The 19933-nt window shown below is 59.7% G+C and carries 15 protein-coding genes and 1 tRNA gene; 4 read left to right on the top strand and 12 right to left on the bottom strand.

What is annotated here, in order from left to right; genetic code table 11:
- Nucleotides 1–91: 91 nt before the first annotated feature.
- From pabB to ACO07N_RS12495, 5 genes are all read right to left on the bottom strand, one after another.
- A complete protein-coding gene (gene pabB, locus ACO07N_RS12515; RefSeq protein WP_421981332.1) occupies nucleotides 92–1987 on the bottom strand; it encodes an aminodeoxychorismate synthase component I in 1896 nt (631 codons plus the stop codon).
- A gap of 152 nt (nucleotides 1988–2139) precedes the next feature.
- Complete coding sequence (locus tag ACO07N_RS12510; RefSeq protein WP_421981331.1) at nucleotides 2140–3630, bottom strand: methyl-accepting chemotaxis protein; 1491 nt, start codon at nucleotides 3628–3630, stop codon at nucleotides 2140–2142.
- On the bottom strand, nucleotides 3627–3950 hold the full coding sequence (locus ACO07N_RS12505) for a hypothetical protein (protein WP_421981330.1): 324 nt from the start codon (nucleotides 3948–3950) through the stop codon (nucleotides 3627–3629). The genes ACO07N_RS12510 and ACO07N_RS12505 overlap by 4 nt, the downstream gene beginning before the upstream one ends.
- Nucleotides 3951–4177: 227 nt before the next feature.
- Complete coding sequence (gene msrA / locus ACO07N_RS12500) at nucleotides 4178–4843, bottom strand: peptide-methionine (S)-S-oxide reductase MsrA (RefSeq protein WP_421981329.1); 666 nt, start codon at nucleotides 4841–4843, stop codon at nucleotides 4178–4180.
- 135 nt (nucleotides 4844–4978) lie between these two features.
- The gene (locus ACO07N_RS12495) at nucleotides 4979–5377 is read right to left on the bottom strand and encodes a hypothetical protein (RefSeq protein ID WP_421981328.1); all 399 of its coding nucleotides are present in this window, start codon (nucleotides 5375–5377) and stop codon (nucleotides 4979–4981) included.
- A gap of 249 nt (nucleotides 5378–5626) precedes the next feature.
- On the opposite strand from ACO07N_RS12495, the gene ACO07N_RS12490 reads away from it, so the two are divergent.
- The 3 genes from ACO07N_RS12490 (at nucleotide 5627) to ACO07N_RS12480 (ending at nucleotide 11866) form a co-directional block, all read left to right on the top strand.
- Nucleotides 5627–5716, top strand: a tRNA-Ser gene (locus ACO07N_RS12490).
- Between the two features lie 762 nt (nucleotides 5717–6478).
- Nucleotides 6479–11587: a RecQ family ATP-dependent DNA helicase gene (locus ACO07N_RS12485; protein WP_421981327.1), complete on the top strand. Its 5109-nt coding sequence runs from the start codon at nucleotides 6479–6481 to the stop codon at nucleotides 11585–11587.
- A gap of 141 nt (nucleotides 11588–11728) precedes the next feature.
- Entirely contained in the window at nucleotides 11729–11866 is a 138-nt protein-coding gene (locus tag ACO07N_RS12480) for a hypothetical protein (RefSeq protein ID WP_421981326.1), read from the top strand.
- Between the two features lie 341 nt (nucleotides 11867–12207).
- Here the strand turns inward: ACO07N_RS12480 and ACO07N_RS12475 are convergent, their stop codons facing one another.
- From ACO07N_RS12475 to ACO07N_RS12445, 7 genes are all read right to left on the bottom strand, one after another.
- A complete protein-coding gene (locus tag ACO07N_RS12475; protein WP_421981325.1) occupies nucleotides 12208–12681 on the bottom strand; it encodes a GNAT family N-acetyltransferase in 474 nt (157 codons plus the stop codon).
- Between the two features lie 148 nt (nucleotides 12682–12829).
- Nucleotides 12830–13087, bottom strand: a complete 258-nt coding sequence (locus tag ACO07N_RS12470) for a hypothetical protein (protein WP_421981324.1) — start codon at nucleotides 13085–13087, stop codon at nucleotides 12830–12832.
- Between the two features lie 15 nt (nucleotides 13088–13102).
- Entirely contained in the window at nucleotides 13103–13342 is a 240-nt protein-coding gene (locus ACO07N_RS12465; protein ID WP_421981323.1) for a CDGSH iron-sulfur domain-containing protein, read from the bottom strand.
- 260 nt (nucleotides 13343–13602) lie between these two features.
- Nucleotides 13603–13857: a hypothetical protein gene (locus tag ACO07N_RS12460; RefSeq protein WP_421981322.1), complete on the bottom strand. Its 255-nt coding sequence runs from the start codon at nucleotides 13855–13857 to the stop codon at nucleotides 13603–13605.
- 417 nt (nucleotides 13858–14274) lie between these two features.
- Nucleotides 14275–15537: an ABC transporter permease subunit gene (locus ACO07N_RS12455; protein WP_421981321.1), complete on the bottom strand. Its 1263-nt coding sequence runs from the start codon at nucleotides 15535–15537 to the stop codon at nucleotides 14275–14277.
- Nucleotides 15534–16340 (bottom strand): ABC transporter ATP-binding protein, encoded by an 807-nt coding sequence (locus ACO07N_RS12450; RefSeq protein ID WP_319385718.1) that lies wholly within the window; start codon nucleotides 16338–16340, stop codon nucleotides 15534–15536. Before ACO07N_RS12450 ends, ACO07N_RS12455 begins: the two co-directional genes overlap by 4 nt.
- An 82-nt stretch (nucleotides 16341–16422) precedes the next feature.
- Nucleotides 16423–17424: an ABC transporter substrate-binding protein gene (locus tag ACO07N_RS12445; protein WP_420335541.1), complete on the bottom strand. Its 1002-nt coding sequence runs from the start codon at nucleotides 17422–17424 to the stop codon at nucleotides 16423–16425.
- Nucleotides 17425–17743: 319 nt separating this feature from the next.
- On the opposite strand from ACO07N_RS12445, the gene ACO07N_RS12440 reads away from it, so the two are divergent.
- Nucleotides 17744–19123 (top strand): aspartate aminotransferase family protein, encoded by a 1380-nt coding sequence (locus ACO07N_RS12440; RefSeq protein ID WP_421981320.1) that lies wholly within the window; start codon nucleotides 17744–17746, stop codon nucleotides 19121–19123.
- Nucleotides 19124–19933 lie beyond the last annotated feature (810 nt).

Below are 19933 nucleotides of genomic sequence, written 5' to 3'. Positions count from 1 at the left end.
GTTTCTATCTGTGACGGTTGGTATTAAGCGCGTGCGCTCCTGCGGACAACATGAGCGACGCCGTCATCCAAAGCGGGTTTTGCAGCCGGTCTCAAACGGCCTGGCGGGCAACGACGAGTTCGCCATCGTCCACGCTCTCGCCGCCCGCAGCCTGCACCGTCGTCAGAAGACGAGCGCGCACCAGTCCCCTTACCGAGTTGCCGACAAAGACCGTCTCGGCGGTTGCCAAGTCCTCTTCCGTCAGATCGGCTTCCTTCGCCAGTCCGCGCTCCAGCAATCCGGCGCGGAACGTGCCCGGCAGCAGACCGTGATGAAGCGCCGGTGTCAGCAGCACGCCGTCCTTCTTTAGGAACAGGGTCATGTAGCTGCCTTCGGTCAGGAAACCGTCCTCGTTGAGGAACAGCACTTCCTGGCAACCGGTCTCGGCCTGGTAGCGCGCGCGGGTTTCGTCGTAGAAGGCGCGGTTCGTGGTCTTGTGATAGAGGAACCTGTCGGATGCGCGCGTTCTTTCCGTTGCCACAACGAGATTGAACACCGTGGTTTCATCCACGGGCGTCAGGTCCGTCGAGGTGATCGAAACCTCGCCATCCGCATTCATGAGCAGGCGTACGCGCCTCGGCCCGGTGAAATCCTCGGCCTCGCCCAGCAACCTGGCGCGCACGGCATCCGGATCGAACCGGAAACCGAGATAGTCTGCCGACTTCTGCAGCCGCTGCAAATGCCGCTCGAACAGCAGAAAGCCCTCCGACGGGTCATAGGCCATCGTTTCGATCAGGTCGAAATCCGGGATATCCTCAGTCATGAACTTGAGCTTGAGAATGCACTCGTCATATTCCGGCGCAGCGCCGGAATCGAACACCACCCCGGACCCGGTCCCGGCCTGCCCCGTGCCGTCATCCCGAAGCACAAGCGTGCGGATCGCGACGTTCAGGCGGAAGTCACCACCGGGTTCGAGACAGCCGATGGACCCGGTATAGACGCCACGCGGACCGCTCTCCAGATTATGCGCGATCTGCATTGCGCTGAGCTTGGGCGCACCGGTAATCGAGCCGCACGGGAACAGGTTCCGGATGATCGCCGGGAACCCGACGCTTGCGGCAACCGTCGCCTCGATCGTCGAGGTCATCTGGTGAAGGCTCTTGTAGCGCTCCACGTCGCACAGCTTCGTCACCCTGACGGATCCGGTCACCGCGATGCGCGACAGGTCGTTGCGCATCAGATCGACGATCATGGTGTTTTCGGACCGCTGCTTGGGATCGCCGGCGAGGTCCCTGGCAATCCTTGCATCTTCCGAGGCGAACCGCCCCCGCGGGGCGGTCCCTTTCATCGGCCGGGTTCTGAGGGTTTCTCCCTGCCGTTCCAGGAACAGTTCCGGCGAGAGCGACAGCACCGTCCTGTCGGTCATCTTGAGGAATGCGGCGAATTCGACCGGCTGGCGCTGCATCAGGTCCAGAAACAGCGCTTCAGGTGCGCCCGCATGGGACAGCTCCGCGCGCATGGTCAGGTTGACCTGATAGATATCGCCCTTTGCGAGGTGGTCGCGCGCACGCCCGAATGCATCCGCATAGGCGCTCCGGTCCATGTCGAAGCGCGGCGCCTCGACCGATGCGCCCTCTCCTTGCGCCGACCTGGCGAGCAGCTCTCTTGCCGTCCCGATCTCAAGTTCCGTGACGCGGTCGTAAATGCCGAACCACAGCAGCGGCTCACCGGAGTGTTCAAAACGTGCCTGAAGCTTTGTCTCGAACGCATAGCCCAATTCGTAGGCGAGAAATCCGGCGGCAAACCGGCCCTCGTCCTGCGCGGCTTCCAGTCTTTCAAGGCAAGCCGGGACGTCTTCCAATACGGTGCACGTGACGATTTCGACGGGATTTTCGAACAGCCTGGCGGAGCGCTGCTTCAACAGGTCGAGCAACAGGACCGATCCGGGCAGCAGCTTGCCTTCGGTTGCCTCATGCCGATTTCCGATGCAGGCAGACGTCTCGACCATTTTTTGCCCTGTGCCAGACCGCTCAGTTGTCTTTCGAAGTGCGGCTCATGACATCCGCGCGGCATCAAGTCAAACATTCTGTGCGCAGGATAAAAAAATGGCCGGCTCAAGTGTAGCCGGCCAATTTTATGCGTTACGTCATTTTTGGTTGATTAAGCGGCAGCCACATCCTGCAGGAATGCATCGATCGCGTGGCGCATCTCGGATGTCTCCGCGTCCAGAACCTCCGTCGCGTCGGCCATGGAGGATGCGGAGCGGCTGGTGCGCTCCACCGATTCGCGCACGCCGCCAATATTTTCCGCAACCCGGCCGGTGCCGTCGGCTGCCTCGGCAACATTGCGCGAAATTTCCTGGGTGGCCGCGCCCTGCTCGTCAACGGCAGCGGCGATGGCGGCGGTGTAGCTGTTGACCTCGTCCATGGTTTCCGCGATTGCGCCGATCGATTCAACGGCACCTTTCGTTTCCGCCTGGATGGCTGAGATCTGCGCACCGATTTCCTCGGTCGCCTTGGAGGTCTGTGTCGCCAGCTCCTTGACCTCGGCGGCGACGACCGCAAAGCCCTTGCCGGCCTCGCCTGCCCGGGCGGCCTCGATCGTCGCGTTCAGGGCGAGCAGGTTGGTCTGCTCGGCAATCGCCTGGATCAGCGTGACGACTTCGCCGATGCGGTTGGCGGCTTCCGAGAGCCCCGCGACCTTGCGGTTGCTGGTCTGTGCGTTTTCCGTCGCCTTCATCACGATCTCGGTTGTCTGCTCGACCTGCCGGGAGATTTCGGCAATCGAAGACGACAGTTCTTCCGCGGCCGAAGCCACCATCTGCACGTTCGATGACGCGGTTTCAGAGGCATCCGACACCGAAGTCGCGCGGCCGGTTGTATCCTGTGCTACGGCGCCGAGCTCTTCCGCGGAGCCGCGCATTTCGGCAACCTTGACCCCGACACCATCGAGCTTGGAGGCGATTTCCTGCTGGAAGACCGCGATACGCTCGCTGACCGTGTGCTGTTTTTCAAGCTCCGCGTCCGTGTGGCGGGAATTCTCCTCCTGAAGCAGGAGCGCCTCTGCCTGGGCCTTCTCCGCCTCCTCACGCGCCTGGTCGGAGGCGGTAAACGCGGTCGCCAGCGAGTTGGTCATCCACCACAACGCGCCAACCTCCGCGACCACGATGAGCGCGTGAAACACCACCCGCGCGAAATCCGCGCCGTTCGGAAACACGGCCCAGGGCATGATGAAATTCAGCGCCAGATGATGCACGGCAACGACCGCCGCATAGGCGACCAGCGCGCGCCAGTCGACCCAGCTGGCCAGGATCGCGAGAACCGCGAAGAAATACATGTGGCCGTCGAGCTGGAACGAGTTCTGCCCCTCCGGTGTCGACAGCGAAGCGACGAAAAGCGCGACGAGGCCGGCCAGGGACATGGCCGTCGCCAGGCGCGTTTCGACGCCTGCGCCGAATTTCAGCCAGCAGGCCGTTGCGGCCGCGCCGAGCAGAAAGGCACCGCCGGCAACCATGCCGAAGGATACATTGCCGACCAGCCACGCCGTTACCGCGACGAGACCGACATTGAACCACGTGAAATAGATCACGATCTTGGAAAACCGCTCCCGAAAGCAATCCAGGCCCGAGACCCCCACCGCCATTTCGCTCATGAATTCTTCTCCAGTGAAAGACCCGACAGGCGCGCGCAAGCGATTGCGACCGCGCTCGAGGCAACAAATCCGGCTCCCGCTTCGTAAAGCCGGCTAACTAACTTGGTGTCGGAGGACTCCGTCAGCGCGATCCAGGATCCGTCCCGCACGAAGATCACCGGCGACTCCGTGGCGGCGACGACCTCGATTGCGGACTTACCCCAGGGTTTGGCAAAAACCGCGACCGGACCGACGCCACTTGGCATCAGGGATCCCGTCAGCACGACCGCGCTGCACATCAGAAAATAGACGGCCGCAAAACCCTTTGCGAAGCGGCTCATCGCAAGACCCCCATGTACACCTTCTCCGGTGTTGAAGATCACGCTGTAATTTTAATAAAAACTGAATTATCGCTGCGAAACGAAAGAGATATCGGATTTTTTCGCGTGTTTGACGAGAACGGCCCGCCGCAGCAGGCAGACCTCCCTGTCAAATTTCCGGATACCCGCCAACCCGCGCGCCCTCGCGACGGCGAGACCGCCGCGAGCCCGGTCTTCAGGCGTCACGTTCAGGCCGTTTGACCGATCCCGGTCGGGCAGGACACCCCGGTTCCGCCAATGCCGCAATAGCCGGCCGGGTTCTTTGCCAGATACTGCTGGTGGTAGTCTTCGGCAAAAAAGAACGTGTCAAGTTCGCGGATTTCGGTGGTGATGGACGCGGAAACGCCACCGTTCGAAAGCGCCGCCTGATAGGCGTCCCGGGTCTTGAGTGCAAGTGCCAGGTCGTCGGCGGAATTCACATAGACCGCCGACCTGTACTGGGTGCCGGTGTCATTGCCCTGGCGCATGCCCTGCGTCGGATCGTGATTTTCCCAGAAGACCTTCAACAGGTCTTCCAGTCCGATGGCGTCGGGGTCATAGACCACGAGCACCGCTTCCGTGTGCCCGGTGCGGCCGCTGCAGGTTTCATGATAGGTCGGGTTCGCCGTGTAACCGCCCGCGTAGCCGACGGCGGTGACGTACACGCCCGGCAGTTGCCAGAACAGACGCTCCGCGCCCCAGAAACATCCCATTCCGACAAGCACGGTTTTCATGCCGTCGGGATAAGGGCCGGTCATCGCGTTGCCGTTCACGAAGTGCGCCTCGCCGGGCACGATGGCCCTGTCACGCCCGGGCAGAGCTTCATCCTTGCCCGGCAGCGAGAACTTCTTGGTGAGCATGGTCATGAAGGACATTGGCAAACTCCTGGAAATACCGGCCCTCCCCCGTCACATGGGGAAAGCCGGAACGGCGTCACAAGCATTGCCCGTAATGTGGCGTACTTGTGCGCCGTTTCCAAGTGAGTTCACGAATGCGTGTCTTGAGGAGCCTCAGGCGAATTGCGGCTGAATGCGTCCGCGGCGGGCACCCATCCACAGAAAACCGAGACCAAGCGGTGCGGCAACGGCCCAAACCGGCCAGGTCATCAGCGTCAGCAGAACCGGATCCCAAAGCGCCGGATGAACATGACGTTCGATGGCGGGTTGGAGGATCGGAAACGTGTCGGGGAAGAGACCGAACAACAGCTGTCCGAGCGGCTGGAGCTGCACCTGCGACTGAGCGATGGAGGTGCTGGCATCGGAAATGCCCGCGATAATGGCGATGGCGAGAAATGTGAGACCCATCAGGCGAAAAACAAATTTTACAATACTAATCATGTCGGTACCGGCCTTTTTCAAGGTGCCCTTCGTTAATATCCCTTTGGTTTCAAACACGTTGGTCACTTCCAAAACAAAGTGTGCCTCAACGTCCTTAGAGTAATATCCCAGATTTCTTGTTCAATAATTGATATGCAACACATTCTTGTGATTTTGATCGAAAAAGCCGGTTTGGGATACCGCAGGGCATCCGGCTGCAGAGGTGAAATCGCGGGCATGTTCCACAGCCTTTGACGCCGCCAAAAAAAACGCGTTTGAGCGCTTGCACTTGGGATCAGGCTGAGTATATTGCGCGGCACTCAGGCGGGTTCAGCCTGGAACGGACAGGTGGCCGAGTGGCTGAAGGCGCACGCCTGGAACGCGTGTATACGGGCAACCGTATCGAGGGTTCGAATCCCTCTCTGTCCGCCATATTTCTTTCTCAGGTGATGGACAATATAATCAGATGAGCCGTTCTTACGCCTCATCAGAACAGGTCGACGCTGCTGTTCCATGTCTGGGCTTGCGGGCTCTGGCCACTGGCTCGGCCGGCGCACGACGGCTGGAGCCCTGATGCGACAGGGCATCGGTTTACATGCGGCCCTATTCCTATCAGCCTAACGGACGTAGCAAACCACCTGTCCATTATTCAGAAGCACGGGACGGGTGCCATTGTCGCACGAGTATTCCGTGTCCCCAATAATCAGAAGCAAACCGACATAGTAAGGAACGTTTGACCCGCGCTTTCGTTGATCGGAGGAACTTCCACCGCGGCGCTTGCGTTTCTTGATCTGGTGAACCAGAGCCGGTGCTTGATGGAATTGCGCCGGCATTGTTTCCGGCGCGGCCAACATGGCCGCGTATAGTATCGCGCTGAGCATCACTTTCCTTCATTTGCATATGTTTGCAACATAGGAACGCCGTTGACCGTTTGCTTGCTGCTTTTGCAAAAAGGCTTCCCGGTTCCCGTGTTCAGTGGCATATGAACAGCCGTTTTCGCTGGAGAGCCTCAGCAAAGTGTCGAGGCGTCTCAAAAGGCTCTGTTTGCGATCACCTTGTAAAAACTGCTGAACCGCCGGGAGACGATCGGTTAATTACTCTGAACTAACTTGTTTGGCACCTGTCAAACCTAAAGTTGAAAATGCTTTGCATTCAGAGACTTGAGACGAGCTGTCTGTCAATCGCTGTATGAAAATGGACGCTAAGCAAATCCAGTCCGACCTTCTGGCGCACGCTGTTTCCATCGACCTGGAGGTCGATCCGGCGACAGCCAGGATTTTCGCGTTCGCAGCTGTTGTGCAGGATCTTGGTGTGCCGAACCTTGTTGCCGAGGGGGCAGTGGCAGAGGCGCTGAAAAAGCTGGATGGCTTTTGCCGGGGCTATGAACATGTCATCGGGCACAATATTCTGAAACATGATCTGCCGCATCTTGCGGCGGCCTCGCCCGCCTTCGCGGAAATGGCGGAAGCCCCAATCGATACGCTTTGGCTCAACCCTTTGGCTTTTCCGCGAAATCCCTATCACCACCTCGTCAAACACTATCAGGATGGACGTCTTCAGACGGGTCACGTGAACAATCCGGAGTTTGATGCGCAGCTTGTCTTTGAGGTGCTTGAGAACCAGCTCGCGGAGTTTGCAAGGCTCAACGCAAAGTCACCCGACGCTCTGACCGCGTATCACTATTTGTGCTGCCGCGAGCCGCGCTGTGGTGGTTTTGATCGCGTCTTCGCCGAGATCCGCAAAGCTCCGGCCCCGAGCCTGCATGAGGCTGAGAACGCAATTCGTCGCCTGCTCGGTACTGCTGCATGCTCGGAGATGGTCGAACGCACTCTCATTCGGCTCGAGGACACCAGCCTCGGCTGGCCGATGGCATACGCCCTTTCGTGGATCTCGGTTGCCGGAGGCGATTCAGTCATGCCGCCCTGGGTGCGTGCGCAGTTTCGCGATGCCTCGCGTATCGTCCAGACCTTGAGGGACAACAATTGCGGCAACCCGGCATGTGACTATTGCCGTACCCATCACGATCCCAGGCTTGCGCTGAAGCGGTGGTTCGGGTTCGAAGCTTTCCGCCCGGAGCCGATGGATGCTTTCGGCCGCCCGCTTCAAGAGCGCATAGTCGAAAGTGCCATGCAGGGTGAGAGCCTGCTCGGCATTCTCCCAACGGGCACAGGCAAGTCCGTCTGCTATCAGATCCCGGCGCTCTCCCGGTTTGACAAAACAGGCGCGCTCACGGTGGTCATCTCACCGCTCGTAGCGCTCATGGCGGACCAGGTACAGGGCCTGGCGCGCGCCGGCATCTCTTCCGCCGTGACAGTCAATGGACTGCTCTCGCTGCCGGAGCGGCAGGATGCCCTGGACAAGGTGCGCATGGGCGACGCGTCCATGCTGCTGATCTCCCCGGAACAACTGCGGAGCGTCTCCGTCCGGTCTGTCCTCGATCAGCGCGAGGTCGGTTTGTGGGTCCCCGACGAAGCCCATTGCGTTTCGAAATGGGGCCACGATTTTCGGCCGGATTATCGGTACATCGGCCGCTTCATCAAGGAACGGGCTGGCGGAGAGGACACGCGCGTCCTCTGCCTCACGGCGACGGCAAAGCCGGACGTCGTTCGAGATATCAGCGAGCACTTCAAGGAGCGGCTCGATCTGGAGCTCACAGTGCACGATGGCGGCGCATCGCGAACCAACCTAAGCTTCGAGGTGCTGCCGACACAGCAATCCACGAAGATGGCCGATATCCTTGATACGCTGGAAGATCATCTGCCATCGACCGGGGCCTCCGGAGCCGTCGTCTACTGCGCCACGCGAAGCTCGACGGAACGCGTTGCCGAATTTCTAAAGCAGCAGGGGCTTGCCGCGGAACGGTATCATGCCGGTCTGAGCCCTGAAGAAAAGCGGGACATTCAAGAAGCGTTCAGGGTTGGTGAACTGCGCGTCATCGCTGCAACAAACGCTTTTGGGATGGGCATCGACAAGCCGGACATCCGTCTGGTCGTTCATGGGGATGTGCCTGGTTCCCTTGAGAACTATCTGCAGGAAGCAGGGCGCGCCGGGCGGGACCGTGACCCGGCTCAGTGTGTCCTCCTCTTCAACACGGAAGACGTTGACCGTCAGTTCCGTCTGAGCGCGCGATCGCGACTGGCACGCCACGAAATCGGAGCAATTCTCAAGGCGCTTAGACGGCTCGACGTCCGCACCCGGAAGACTGGTGAAGTTGTCGCCACCCCGGGAGAGATCGTAAAGGAAGAGAAAGAGCAGGACTTCGAGCGCGATAGTGCGACGGACGACACCCGCGTGAAAACGGCGGTCGCCTGGCTCGAAGAGGCAAAGCTCCTGATGCGCGAGGAAAACCGCGTTCAGGTTTTTCCGGCGTCCCTCCTGGTAACCGATCTCAAGGAAGCAAAGAAAATTCTGCTGCGCGCCGACATGACGAACGAGCGCCGAAGGCAGCTCTTGAGCATTGTCGAACATCTGATCAACGCACCTTCCGAGGAAGGGATCTCGACCGACGTGCTCGCAGGTGTGAGCGGATTGACACCCCCGGCACTTCGCCGAGCGCTTGCCGACCTGGAAGCTCTGGGTATCGCCAAAGACGACACGAACATCACGATCTTTGTCCCTGTCGGGATCGATAACGCGGCACGAGCCCGGTTCAAGGCCGCTTCGGAACTTGAAACGGACCTCATCTCCATGTTGAGGGAAGAGGCACCGGACGCGGACGATGGCGAGGCAACGCCATTCAATCTCGCGATCACCAGTCAGACCTTGCGCGAAGCAGGTCACACCTCTGTACGCCCGGACATTATCGAGACGCTTCTGAGAGGCATTGCGCAGGATGGCCGGGACATGGAGGGAGGACGCGGAAACATTCACGTTCGCAAGGCCTCACGGGGCAGCCTGTTCGTTCGTCTGCAGCGTTCATGGTCCATCGTGGAACAGACCGCTGAAATCCGAAGGCTCGGCGCAGAAAGACTGCTTTCCCATCTGATTGGAAAAGTACCGCTTCACGTCCGCGGAAAAGACGTTCCGGTGGAGACAACGCTCGGAGCCTTGCTTGCCTCGATCACCAGCGACGTGCTGCTTCGAAGCTCGGTGAAGGACCCGAGCAAGCTCATGGATCGCGGCCTTCTCTGGCTTCACGAACAACAGGTGATCACGCTCGGCAAAGGTCTTTCCGTCTTCCGCCCTGCAATTACGATCCATCTCAACAAAGACGGAGGCAACTTTACCGTCCAGGATTTTACCCCTCTTGAGGAGCACTATACCGAGCAGACCATCCAGACACATGTCATGGCCGCCTATGCCGAAAAAGGTCTTGAACGCATGGACGAAGCCAGACGGCTTGCGGACGACTATTTCGAGCTTGAACAAGACAGGTTCATGAAACGGTGGATGCCCGGGCGGGGCGTTGAGTTCAGAAGACAGGCTACGACCCAGGCCTGGTCCGCTATCGTCGACGCGCTGGGGAACTCAACGCAGGAAAAAATCGTTCGCGACGATCGCGAGCAGACCAACGTCCTCGTGCTCGCCGGACCCGGTTCCGGAAAAACACGCGTCCTGGTGCACCGGATTGCCTATCTCGTCAAAATCAAGCGGGAAGATCCGGAGGGGATCCTTGTTCTTGCCTATAATCGCCATGCCGCTGCCGAGATCCGGGAACGGCTCCGCAACCTGATCGGTGACGAGGCGCGCTTTGTGACCGTTTCAACCATTCACGCGCTGGCAATGCGCCTTGTCGGCGCGAGCTTCACCGGCCGCGCAAACGCCGAGACCCCGGATTTCGACACGCTTCTGATGGATGCCGTTCATCTGCTGCGGGGCGACGGGCTGGACAAGGTTGCGGCCGAAGCGCTGAGAGACACCCTGGTTCAAGGCTATCGCTGGCTTCTGGTGGATGAATACCAGGACGTCGGGCCGGAAGAATACGCGCTCATTGCAGCCGTGGCCGGGCGGAGCCTCGATGACCCGGACCTTCGCATCAGCCTGTTTGCCGTGGGCGACGACGACCAGAATATCTATTCCTTTGCCGGCGCGTCCGTGAGGCATATCCGGCAGTTCGAGGAAGACTATTCGGCCAAACCCGTTTTTCTGACCGACAACTACAGGTCGACCGGCAACATCATTTCCGCCGCAAACGCCGTGATCGAGGGCGCCGCGGACAGGATGAAGAGCGGGAACGAGATTGTTGTCGACAAGGCGCGCCGCAGGGAACCGATGGGAGGCACGATGTCGGCACTCGATCCCGTCGCGCAAGGCCGCGTCCAGATCCTCGAGTGCCCGAGCGGCAACGATGCCCAGGCGCTTGCGGCGCTGAATGAACTGCAGCGTCTGTCACACGTTGTCCCTGACTGGACCTGGTCGCGCGCCGCGATCATCTCGCGGGACTGGCGCAAACTGGCTCCCGTCCGGGACTTCGCGGATGCACTCGATATTCCCGTCGAGTTCGCGAATGAACGCGGTCCCGGTCTCTGGCGGATCCGGGAGATGCAAACCTTTCTGAACGCGATAAAGGAAGAGCGGAGCAGGCTTTTCACGGTGACTGACCTCCACGAGATTTTGAGCTCCATTCCCAGCACCCAGTGGACCGGCCGGATCGATGCGGGGCTGGATTTGCTCGCTCGGGAAATTGGAGACCGGCGCCTGCCATCTGACGATGTTGTTGAATGGCTTGCTGAATGGTCTCGCGAATCCCGGGGGGAGCAGCGCGGGCTGAAGCTTCTGACAGCTCACAGCGCCAAGGGGCTGGAATTCGACGATGTCGTCATTCTGGACGGTGGCTGGGAACGCCCCTCACGAGCAGAAGATGCCGATGCACCGAGACGGCTCTTCTACGTGGCCATGACACGTGCACGCCGCAACCTGATCGTCATGAGCAATGACAATCATGAATACCTGCCCACGCGATCAGACGCGATCATCTGCCGGTCGGTTGTTCCCGATCTGTCGGCGGTCCCCGGACCGAGGCGGTTTTTCCAGCCGGCCGATCTAAGCACAGTCGACCTCTCCTTTGCGGGGAGGTACCGCGAAAACCATCCCGTGTTCGCAGCCATTGCCTCCGCATCCGCCGGCGACCCGGTTACCCTGGTCTTCGAGAAGGACCGTTGGCACCTGAAAGACGCGAATGGCGACAGCCTGGGCCGCATGGCAAGGAGTTTTGCGTTTCCTGAAAATACAAGGTTCGCGCGGGCGGAAATTGCTGCCATCCTCGGAAGACGCAAAGACGACTCCGACGAGACCTTCCATCACACGCTCCGGCAGGACAAATGGGAAGTTGTCGTTCCGGAAATCGTCTTTGAAGCAATCTGACTTCACGCGCTTCTATCCGAAGCCGCGCTTGCGGCAACCTTGGATCGAGACCCTACACGATCACCAGATTGTCTCGCGAAAGGGATCTATGACTGCCTCAACGTGGATGAGGCGCACCGGGGCTACAGACTGGACGCGGGGATGAAAGAAAGCGACTTCGGTTTCAGCAGTCTTGCTAACTACCAGTCGGCATACCGGCAGGTGCTCGACTACTTCGCTGCCGTGAAGATTGCCCTGACGGCGGCCCCGGCCCTGCATACCCGGGAAATTACTTCCTGATCAGAAACGGCTTTGTCGCCCGGTTTAGCATTTCTCGCCTTGGCGTCTGTCAGCATGCCTGCGTTCCTTCCGAGCTGAACGTTGTCAGCGTGAACTCATCGCTCAGCCCATCATTTTTGGTGAGATTGAGTGCATCTGCGTGAGGCCTATTGATACAATGCAGAAAGGCGGATAGTAAATTAATTAAATAAAATCAGTTCGTTATCAGATATCTTGAAACAATTTGAAAGCGATCGCAACTCAACTTCTGGTGGACCCTCTGTCCACCATATTTTTCTTGTTCGCTCATTCCGCCGACAAAGCACCGGATAGTCTTTTCAGCGACGCCGGTCGTCAACTGGTCACGCCGTCTCAAGCCGGAACTTCAGGAACCTTTCGCCGTCATAGTCGATGTCGCCGATGCAGACTGCCCCGAAGCGCTTGAGGGCGCCCAGGTTCTTGCGTGAGGGGGGCAGAAGGAACGTCACGTAGGGGATGCGTTCATCGGCAAGCGCGAAGTCCAGCGCCTTTTTCGAAATCCTGATCCCGAGACCAAAGGCGTCCGGCCGCAGGACCAGGCCATAGTCCCATTCATCGCCTTCCTTCTGGAAGCCGCCCCAGCCGACGTAGCGGCCGTTGCACAGGATTGCCCAGTGGCCCAGCCCGTCGCGGGTCCAGCACGCTTCCTTCTGGCCAACAAACTTTGCCACGGCTGCCTCATCCCACGTGAAGGTCAGCAGCGGCATGTGCTCCGCGACCCGGGGGTCGGACATGTGCTCCGCGATCTCGGCCGGCGCGATTTCCGGCAGCCGGGCAAAGGCGATGTCGTGTTTCAAATCTTTATCCAGACACTGTCTTTGCGGGGATTTTCCGATGGTCCCTCAGGCTGCCGCAATCAGCCCGGACCCGTCGCGCCCAACGCGTCAGGTGCGGTCGCCATGCCATGCTGACGGTGCCGCCGCCGCGGGCTCCAACTTTCCCGGTTCAAGGGCTAGGGTACGGACTCATGAATGAAGTCAATTTGGTTTGGATCGTTTTGACCAACTGCGAGGAGCGAAAGTGCAGGAAATGTGTTTCATTTTCAAGCCTTTCGCGACGCGGCAGATGGCCAAAACGGCCAAATCCGAAGGACGGCAAAATGGCTTCACCTCGCAGCGTCATCGCGCTTGACCGGGCATAAAGCCCGCTCTGCGCACGCTTCCTCGCGAGATGTTGCCATTTCTGCCGCCAAATCGGCTTCATTCATGGATCCGTACCCTAAAGCTTCGAATGGCTGCCATCGCACATGGGTGCGTTTGCGGAGTTCTTGCAGCCGCAGAAAAACGCGCGGCCATCCTTCTCGGCGGTGTACTTGACCGGTGTGAGACCGGTGTCCTTGTGGCTGCCGTCGCAGAACGGCTGGTTGGCGCTGCGGCCGCAGGAACACCAGAAATAGGATTTGCCCGCTTCAACCTCGACGGCAAACGGGGCTTTCTGTGCAATCACGGGATCGGTCATCTGTTCGGGTTTCCTTGCTGGACGGGTCTGCACGCCGCTGGAAATGGGCCCTGCGGGCACCAAAAGCACCAAGCGCTTTCATGCCGCTTTCGTCACCGGCACCTGTTCAGCTTCGAAATATAAAATCCGCTTTCCCGATGGCAAGGGCAGCCAGAGCCCGCGTCTTTGCGCGCGGCTTGTTCCCGGACGGACACAGGCGGCCGTGATGATTTCAGAACTTGAACCGGACGTGCGCGCTCCACCCGCAAGACACCGGCAAACTAACCCATGCCGGTTTGCAGCTTGACGTCGGCGATGGCGGCGCGGTTGCCTTCCTCGATATTGCGCAGAACGATTTCCATCGCGAAGTCGGGCGACAGCCTGGTTTCGTCCTGCAGGGCAATCAGATTGCCGACGAGCTGGCTTGAAACCGCCAGCAGTTCAGCCGGACAGAGCGTGTCCTGATGCCTTCGAAGGACACTCACCAGTTCCTGGCGCAGCATGAAATGTTTTTCTTTCGGAGCAGCATGTTTCACAATCTCGCCTCCAAAACACAATAAAACGGCCGACGTTCGAGGCTCCAGGCCGGTGTGGCGCACCCGATGTTGCAATCAATCGGTATCGCTCACCGATACCATCAAAGGAACCGATCGGCGCACGTCCAAAAATACTAAGCACGATTTAATTTTACGGACCCCACTGAAAACAGGGTCTCTAGTTTCAAGTAGACATCAAATCTAGCCGACGCCCACATTGACAATATACTTAAATAGACTCGAAAGTTCAAATAGATAAACTATGCCTGTTCTTTATCCGTCTTTTTTCCCATGTCAGAAAAGACGATAAATCGAACACTGAGGACGCAAATTCCGCGTTCCTTCACTCCGCGGAAACAGAAGAGGCGCGGCTCGCGCCGCGCCTCCGATGCCTCAGGTGGTTTGTCAGGCTTCTTGTCAGGCGCGGCCCTTCCAGGGCACGAGCACCCGCTCGGCCATGCGCATCAGGATGTCGATGCTGTAGCCGACGATGCCGATGAGGATGATGCCCATGATGACGATGTCGGTCAGCTGGAACTTCGACGCCGCGATGATCATCATCCCGGCCCCCTTCTGCGCCGCAACGAGTTCCGCCGCAACAACCGTTCCCCAGCAGACACCCATGGCAACGCGCGCGCCTGTGAAGATCTCGGGCAGCGAGTTTGGCACGATGACATAGCGCAGGATCTGACGCTTGTTGGCTCCCAGCGAGAAGGCAGCGTGCACCTTGCTGATGTTCACGCCCGACACGCCCGCCCGTGCGGCAATGGTCATGATCCAGAGTGCGGCCAGGAACAGCAGGACGATCTTGCCGGTTTCCCAGATCCCGAACCAGATGATGACCAGCGGGATCAGCGCCAGTGGCGGAACGGGCCGCATGAATTCGACAATCGGGTCGAACCAGCCGCGCACCCAGCTGGAAAGCCCCATGGCGTATCCGAGCGGAATGCCGATGATCGAACCGGCGACAAAGCCGCCAACCACGCGGAGCAGCGACCAGCCTAGGTGTTCCCAAAGCGTGAAGTTCTGGTAGCCCTCGGAGGCGATTTCGGTGAACCGGCTGGCGACGGCCTCAGGCGACGGCATCCAGATCGGTTCCATCTGCAGGCCCTTGTCGGGCTCGAAGTTCAGCGACCCTTTCGGCGTCATGCTGACCGTGCCGTTGTCGACGGAAACCGACTGCCCGGGCTCGATCGCCTGACCGTTCACTGCCGTGACGCGGGCCCCTTCCCCGTCGTTGCGCGTGACGCGTAACAGGACGGACCGCCAGGCACCGACGGTGCCGGAATCGTTCTGGGCGAGCCCCTCTGTCGTGGCAACTTCCGGGTCGTCAATCTTTGCGCCTGGCTCGTGGACAATGATGTCAACCGTCGCGTCACCGGTTTCACCCGCATCGTTGACTACCGAATAGGTGAAGCTGGTCTCGCCGGTGAACGGCCCGGGGACATGAAACGGCACGAGTTTCGAACCGGTGAACGCACCCCAGATGAAAAAGATCACGATGACCGAAATCACGGACGCGGCCCGGTTCGGCCGGATCGCGCTTTCGTCGCCGAAGGTGACGGTCTTCAGGCTGGTGAAATCCTGTCCGCGCTGCATGATGCTGCTGAGGTAGCTCACGAGGAAATAGCTGGCGAGAAACAGGCCGGCATATACGAGGAAAACGACTGATCCGGTCATGCTGCGGTCTCCGATCGGCCCATGATTTCCTCTTCCATTTCCCAGATCATCGAGAGGATTTCCTCGCGCGTCTCGCCGAAACCGTCGCTCTTCTTGACTTCACGAAGGTCCGCCTCGACACCCCGCTCTGCAAATGGCAGCCGGTATTCCTTGTGAATGCGGCCCGGGCGCGGTGCCATGACGAGCAGGCGTTCGCCCAGAAGCAGCGCTTCTTCAACGGAGTGCGTGATCAGGATGACGGTCTTGCCGGTTTCCTTCCAGAGCTTCAGGACGAGGCCCTGCATCTTCTCGCGCGTCAGCGCGTCCAGCGCACCGAGCGGTTCGTCCATCAGGATCACGTCGGGATCGTTGGCAAGACAGCGCGCCAGAGCGACGCGTTGCTGCATGCCGCCGGACAGCTCGTACACGGCCTTTTCCTTGAAATCCTGCAAGCCGACCGTCTCGAGAAGATGGTCGACGATCTGGTCGCGTTCGCGCTTGGGCGTCGATTTCATGCGCGGCCCGAATTCGACATTCTTGCGCACGTTCATCCACTCGAACAGCGCGCCTTTCTGAAACACCATGCCGCGCTCGGCATTCGGCCCGGTGACAACGTGCCCGTTCATGCGCACCTGGCCGCCGGTCGGCGCCAGAAATCCCGCGACGATGTTCAAGAGGGTGGTCTTGCCGCAACCCGACGGTCCCAGAACCGACATGATTTCGCCGGTCTTCAGCTCAATGGAAACATCCTTGAGCGCTTGTACATGTGTTCCGTTGGGAAGATCGAAACGCATGGAGACATTTTCGATATGGAGGCCGTCCATTGCCTGTCATCTCCTGCAGCTTGAAAGGAGGAAGGATGGAGCGGCCTGGAACGGCCGCCCCAAATCTTGCAGGGATGTGTTCTTACTCGGTGTTGGTGGCTGCCAGATAGCTGGAATCCACGGTGTCGACATAGCTGTCGAGCGCCTGCGGGATCGAACCGGCTTCCTGGAAGACATCCGCCACGCCGAGCATGAAGGTCTGGACGTTGCCGCCCATCCACTTGTCGCTGAGCTTCTCTTCAACATTCGGGAACGTGAAGGTTGCGAGCGTGGCGGCGGTTGCATCCACGTCCATACCCGCGTCCTTGGCGATGACTTCGATCATCTCATCCTTGTTCTCGCCCTTGTTCCACATGGCGTTCGCCTCGGCGGTCACCTTGAGGAACTTGGTCAGCATTTCACTGTCTTCCGCCGCGAAATCGGACGGGACACTGATGCCGTCGAACACGAGAATGCCGAGTTCTTCCTTTTCCGCGCCGGTCAGAAGCACGTTGCCGTGTTCCACCATGCGGCGAAGCGCACCACCCCAGCCGCAGACCATGTCCAGGCTGCCCTGTGCGAAGGCGGCTGCACCGTCAGCAGGTGCCATGTCGACGATTTCCATCGTCGTGATGTCGACGCCGAAATGCTTCATCTGGGACAGGAAGCCGTAGTGGGCAGCCGTTCCGATCGGAACGCCGACCTGCTTGCCTTCCAGTTCCTTGGCGTTGTTCTTGTCGATCTCGAGTGCTTCGGCCACGACGCAGTTGTCGTTTTCGGAGTAGCTCACCGCGATGTCCGTCAGGATGATGTCCTGGCCGGCGGACGCTGCGACCACGAATGGCGGTACGCCCTGGCTGACGGCGATCTGAACGTCGCCGGACGCCATTGCGGCGGACATGGCCGTCCCGGTGTCAAACGACACCCAGTTGATCGGAACGCCGAGTTCCTTTTCGTAAAGGCCCTTTTCCTTGGCATACTGGAACGGCATCGGCCACTCCAGGAAGTAGGCCACGGTCAGTTCCTCGGCGGATGAATTTGCCGGCAACCCGCTCATGAATGCCAGAGCTGCGAATGTGCCTAGAAGTTTTGATCTGTAGGTCATTGATTTTTTCTCACTGTTCCCTCGATACATTACAGACGCGCAGATTTTCCTGTCTCGTGCCGCTCTCCTCGAATATCGGCTTGCCTGCATGGCGAAAATGGTTACGACAGAACGGCCCGGTTACAATAGAAACACTGATCTGGATCTATTGTATATCTTTATCTGGCCCTATATGTCCCCGCCGGGCCGTGTTGACTGAAAACAATTGATGCAACGGACTGCTTGAATTGTGAGCAGGCGCACAAAAAAACGCTTGCGCAGTCCGAAACGAATTCACCCTTTTCGCGTCCATGACCCGCAGCTTTGAAAGGACATCGCCATGAACGTCGCTGCTTCACCGAACGATCTGAGCGAAATCATTGAAGCCGACCGCAACCACGTCTGGCATCATCTGCTTCAGCACAAGGCGCTGGAGACGATCGATCCCAAGATCATGGTCGAAGGCAAGGGCATGAAGCTCTGGGACGCAACCGGCAAGGAACATCTCGACGCCGTTTCAGGCGGCGTGTGGACGGTCAATGTCGGCTATGGGCGCGAGTCCATCGCCGATGCCATTCGCGATCAACTCGTGAAGCTGAACTACTTCGCGAACTCCGCGGGCTCCATTCCCGGCGCGCTGTTTTCCGAGCGCCTGATTTCCAAGATGCCGGGCATGAGCCGTGTCTATTTCACCAATTCGGGCACCGAGGCCAACGAGAAGGCCTTCAAGATGGTCCGACAGATCGCGCACAAGCGCTATGGCGGCAAGAAACACAAGATCCTCTATCGCGAGCGCGACTATCACGGGTCGTCGATCACGGCGATCTCGGCGGGCGGACAGCAGGAACGGAACGCGCAATACGGACCTTATACGCCTGGTTTCGTTGAGGTTCCGCATTGCTGCGAGTACCGCGCCCAGTGGGATGTCGACAATTACGGCGAACGCGCTGCAGACGCCATCGAGGAGGTTATCCTGCGCGAAGGCCCGGACACGGTCGGTGCGCTTTGCCTGGAGCCGGTGACGGCCGGCGGCGGCGTGATCACGCCTCCCCAGGGCTATTGGGACCGGGTCCAGGAGATCTGCAAGAAGTACGACATCCTGCTGCATATAGACGAAGTGGTCTGCGGTGTCGGACGCACCGGGACCTGGTTCGGCTACCAGCACTACGGCATCAAGCCGGATTTCGTGACGATGGCCAAGGGCGTCGCATCTGGCTACGCGGCAATCGCCTGCATGGTTACCACGGAAGAGGTCTTTGACATGTTCAAGGACGATGCGTCCGATCCGATGAGTTTCTTCCGCGACATCTCCACCTTCGGCGGATGCACGGCCGGCCCGGCCGCGGCGCTTGAGAACATGCGCATCATCGAAGACGAGGGCCTGCTGGACAACACCACGCGCATGGGTGAGCGGCTGATGTCGAACCTGAACGGCCTGATGGAGAAGCACCGGGTCGTCGGCGATGTTCGCGGCAAGGGCCTGTTCTGCGGTGCGGAACTGGTTGCGGACCGCGCGACGAAAGAACCTGTCGCCGAAAAGCAGATGCAGGCGGTCGCCGCCGACTGCATGGCGCAGGGCGTCATCATCGGCATCAGCAACCGGGCCGTGCCCGGGCTCAACAACGTGATCTGCCTGTCTCCGGCGCTGATCGCCGGGGAAAGCGACATCGACCAGATCTCCGATGCGATCGACGGCGCTCTGACACGCGTCTTCGGCTGACAGCCTCTCCTCCCGGCTTCCCCCATCAATATGGCGGGGGCCCGACTACAGAGGCGTTCAATACCCGCGCCGCCCCGGCTCTGAGCCGGGGTCTGATGACAATTGCCCGGCAGGTCCCGGATCGGGTCCGAGACGGCTCTGTTGTTGTCTTATCCTCATTGTGTGGGTGTCCGGAGATCCGGTGACGGTCGCCGAGTAGGCTCACATTTCCCTCTCCCGGCGGGAGAGGGTCAGGGTGAGGGGGCAAACGTCTGACGCGTGCGGACAGCTCTCATCCCTCACCCGGCCTTTCAGGCCGACCTCTCCCACCGGGAGAGGTGACCGCGCTTGCGGGTGGTCAAGTGCCATGGCGCTTTTTCGAAGGCGCTCCCGGACAGAAACCAATCTGCATGGATTGCAGGGTCAAGCCCTGCAATGACTGGGGAAGGTGGCCCGGTACAGAAAAAAATCTACGCACTGCGGTCATGCCATGGCTTGACCATGGCATCCATGCGGGGCGGGCCCGACTGCAACGGGATTTGAATGTCCGCGCCTCCCCGGCCCTGAGCCGGGGTCTGATGACAATTGCCCGGCAGGTCCCGGATCGGGTCCGAGACGGCTCTGTTGTTGTCTTATCCTCATTGTGTGGGTGTCCGGAGATCCGGGGACGGTCGCCGAGTAGGCTCACATTTCCCTCTCCCGGCGGGAGAGGGTCAGGGTGAGGGGGCAAACGTCTGACGCGTGCGGACAGCTCTCATCCCTCACCCGGCCTTTCAGGCCGACCTCTCCCACCGGGAGAGGTGACCGCGCTTGCGGGTGGTCAAGTGCCAT

Origin of the sequence: Roseibium sp. (genome assembly GCF_965229775.1) — a bacterium.
In the GTDB taxonomy this organism is placed as follows: Bacteria; Pseudomonadota; Alphaproteobacteria; order Rhizobiales; family Stappiaceae; genus Roseibium.
Note: the sequence above shows the minus strand (reverse complement) of the source record. Positions and strands in the feature narration are given on the sequence as shown.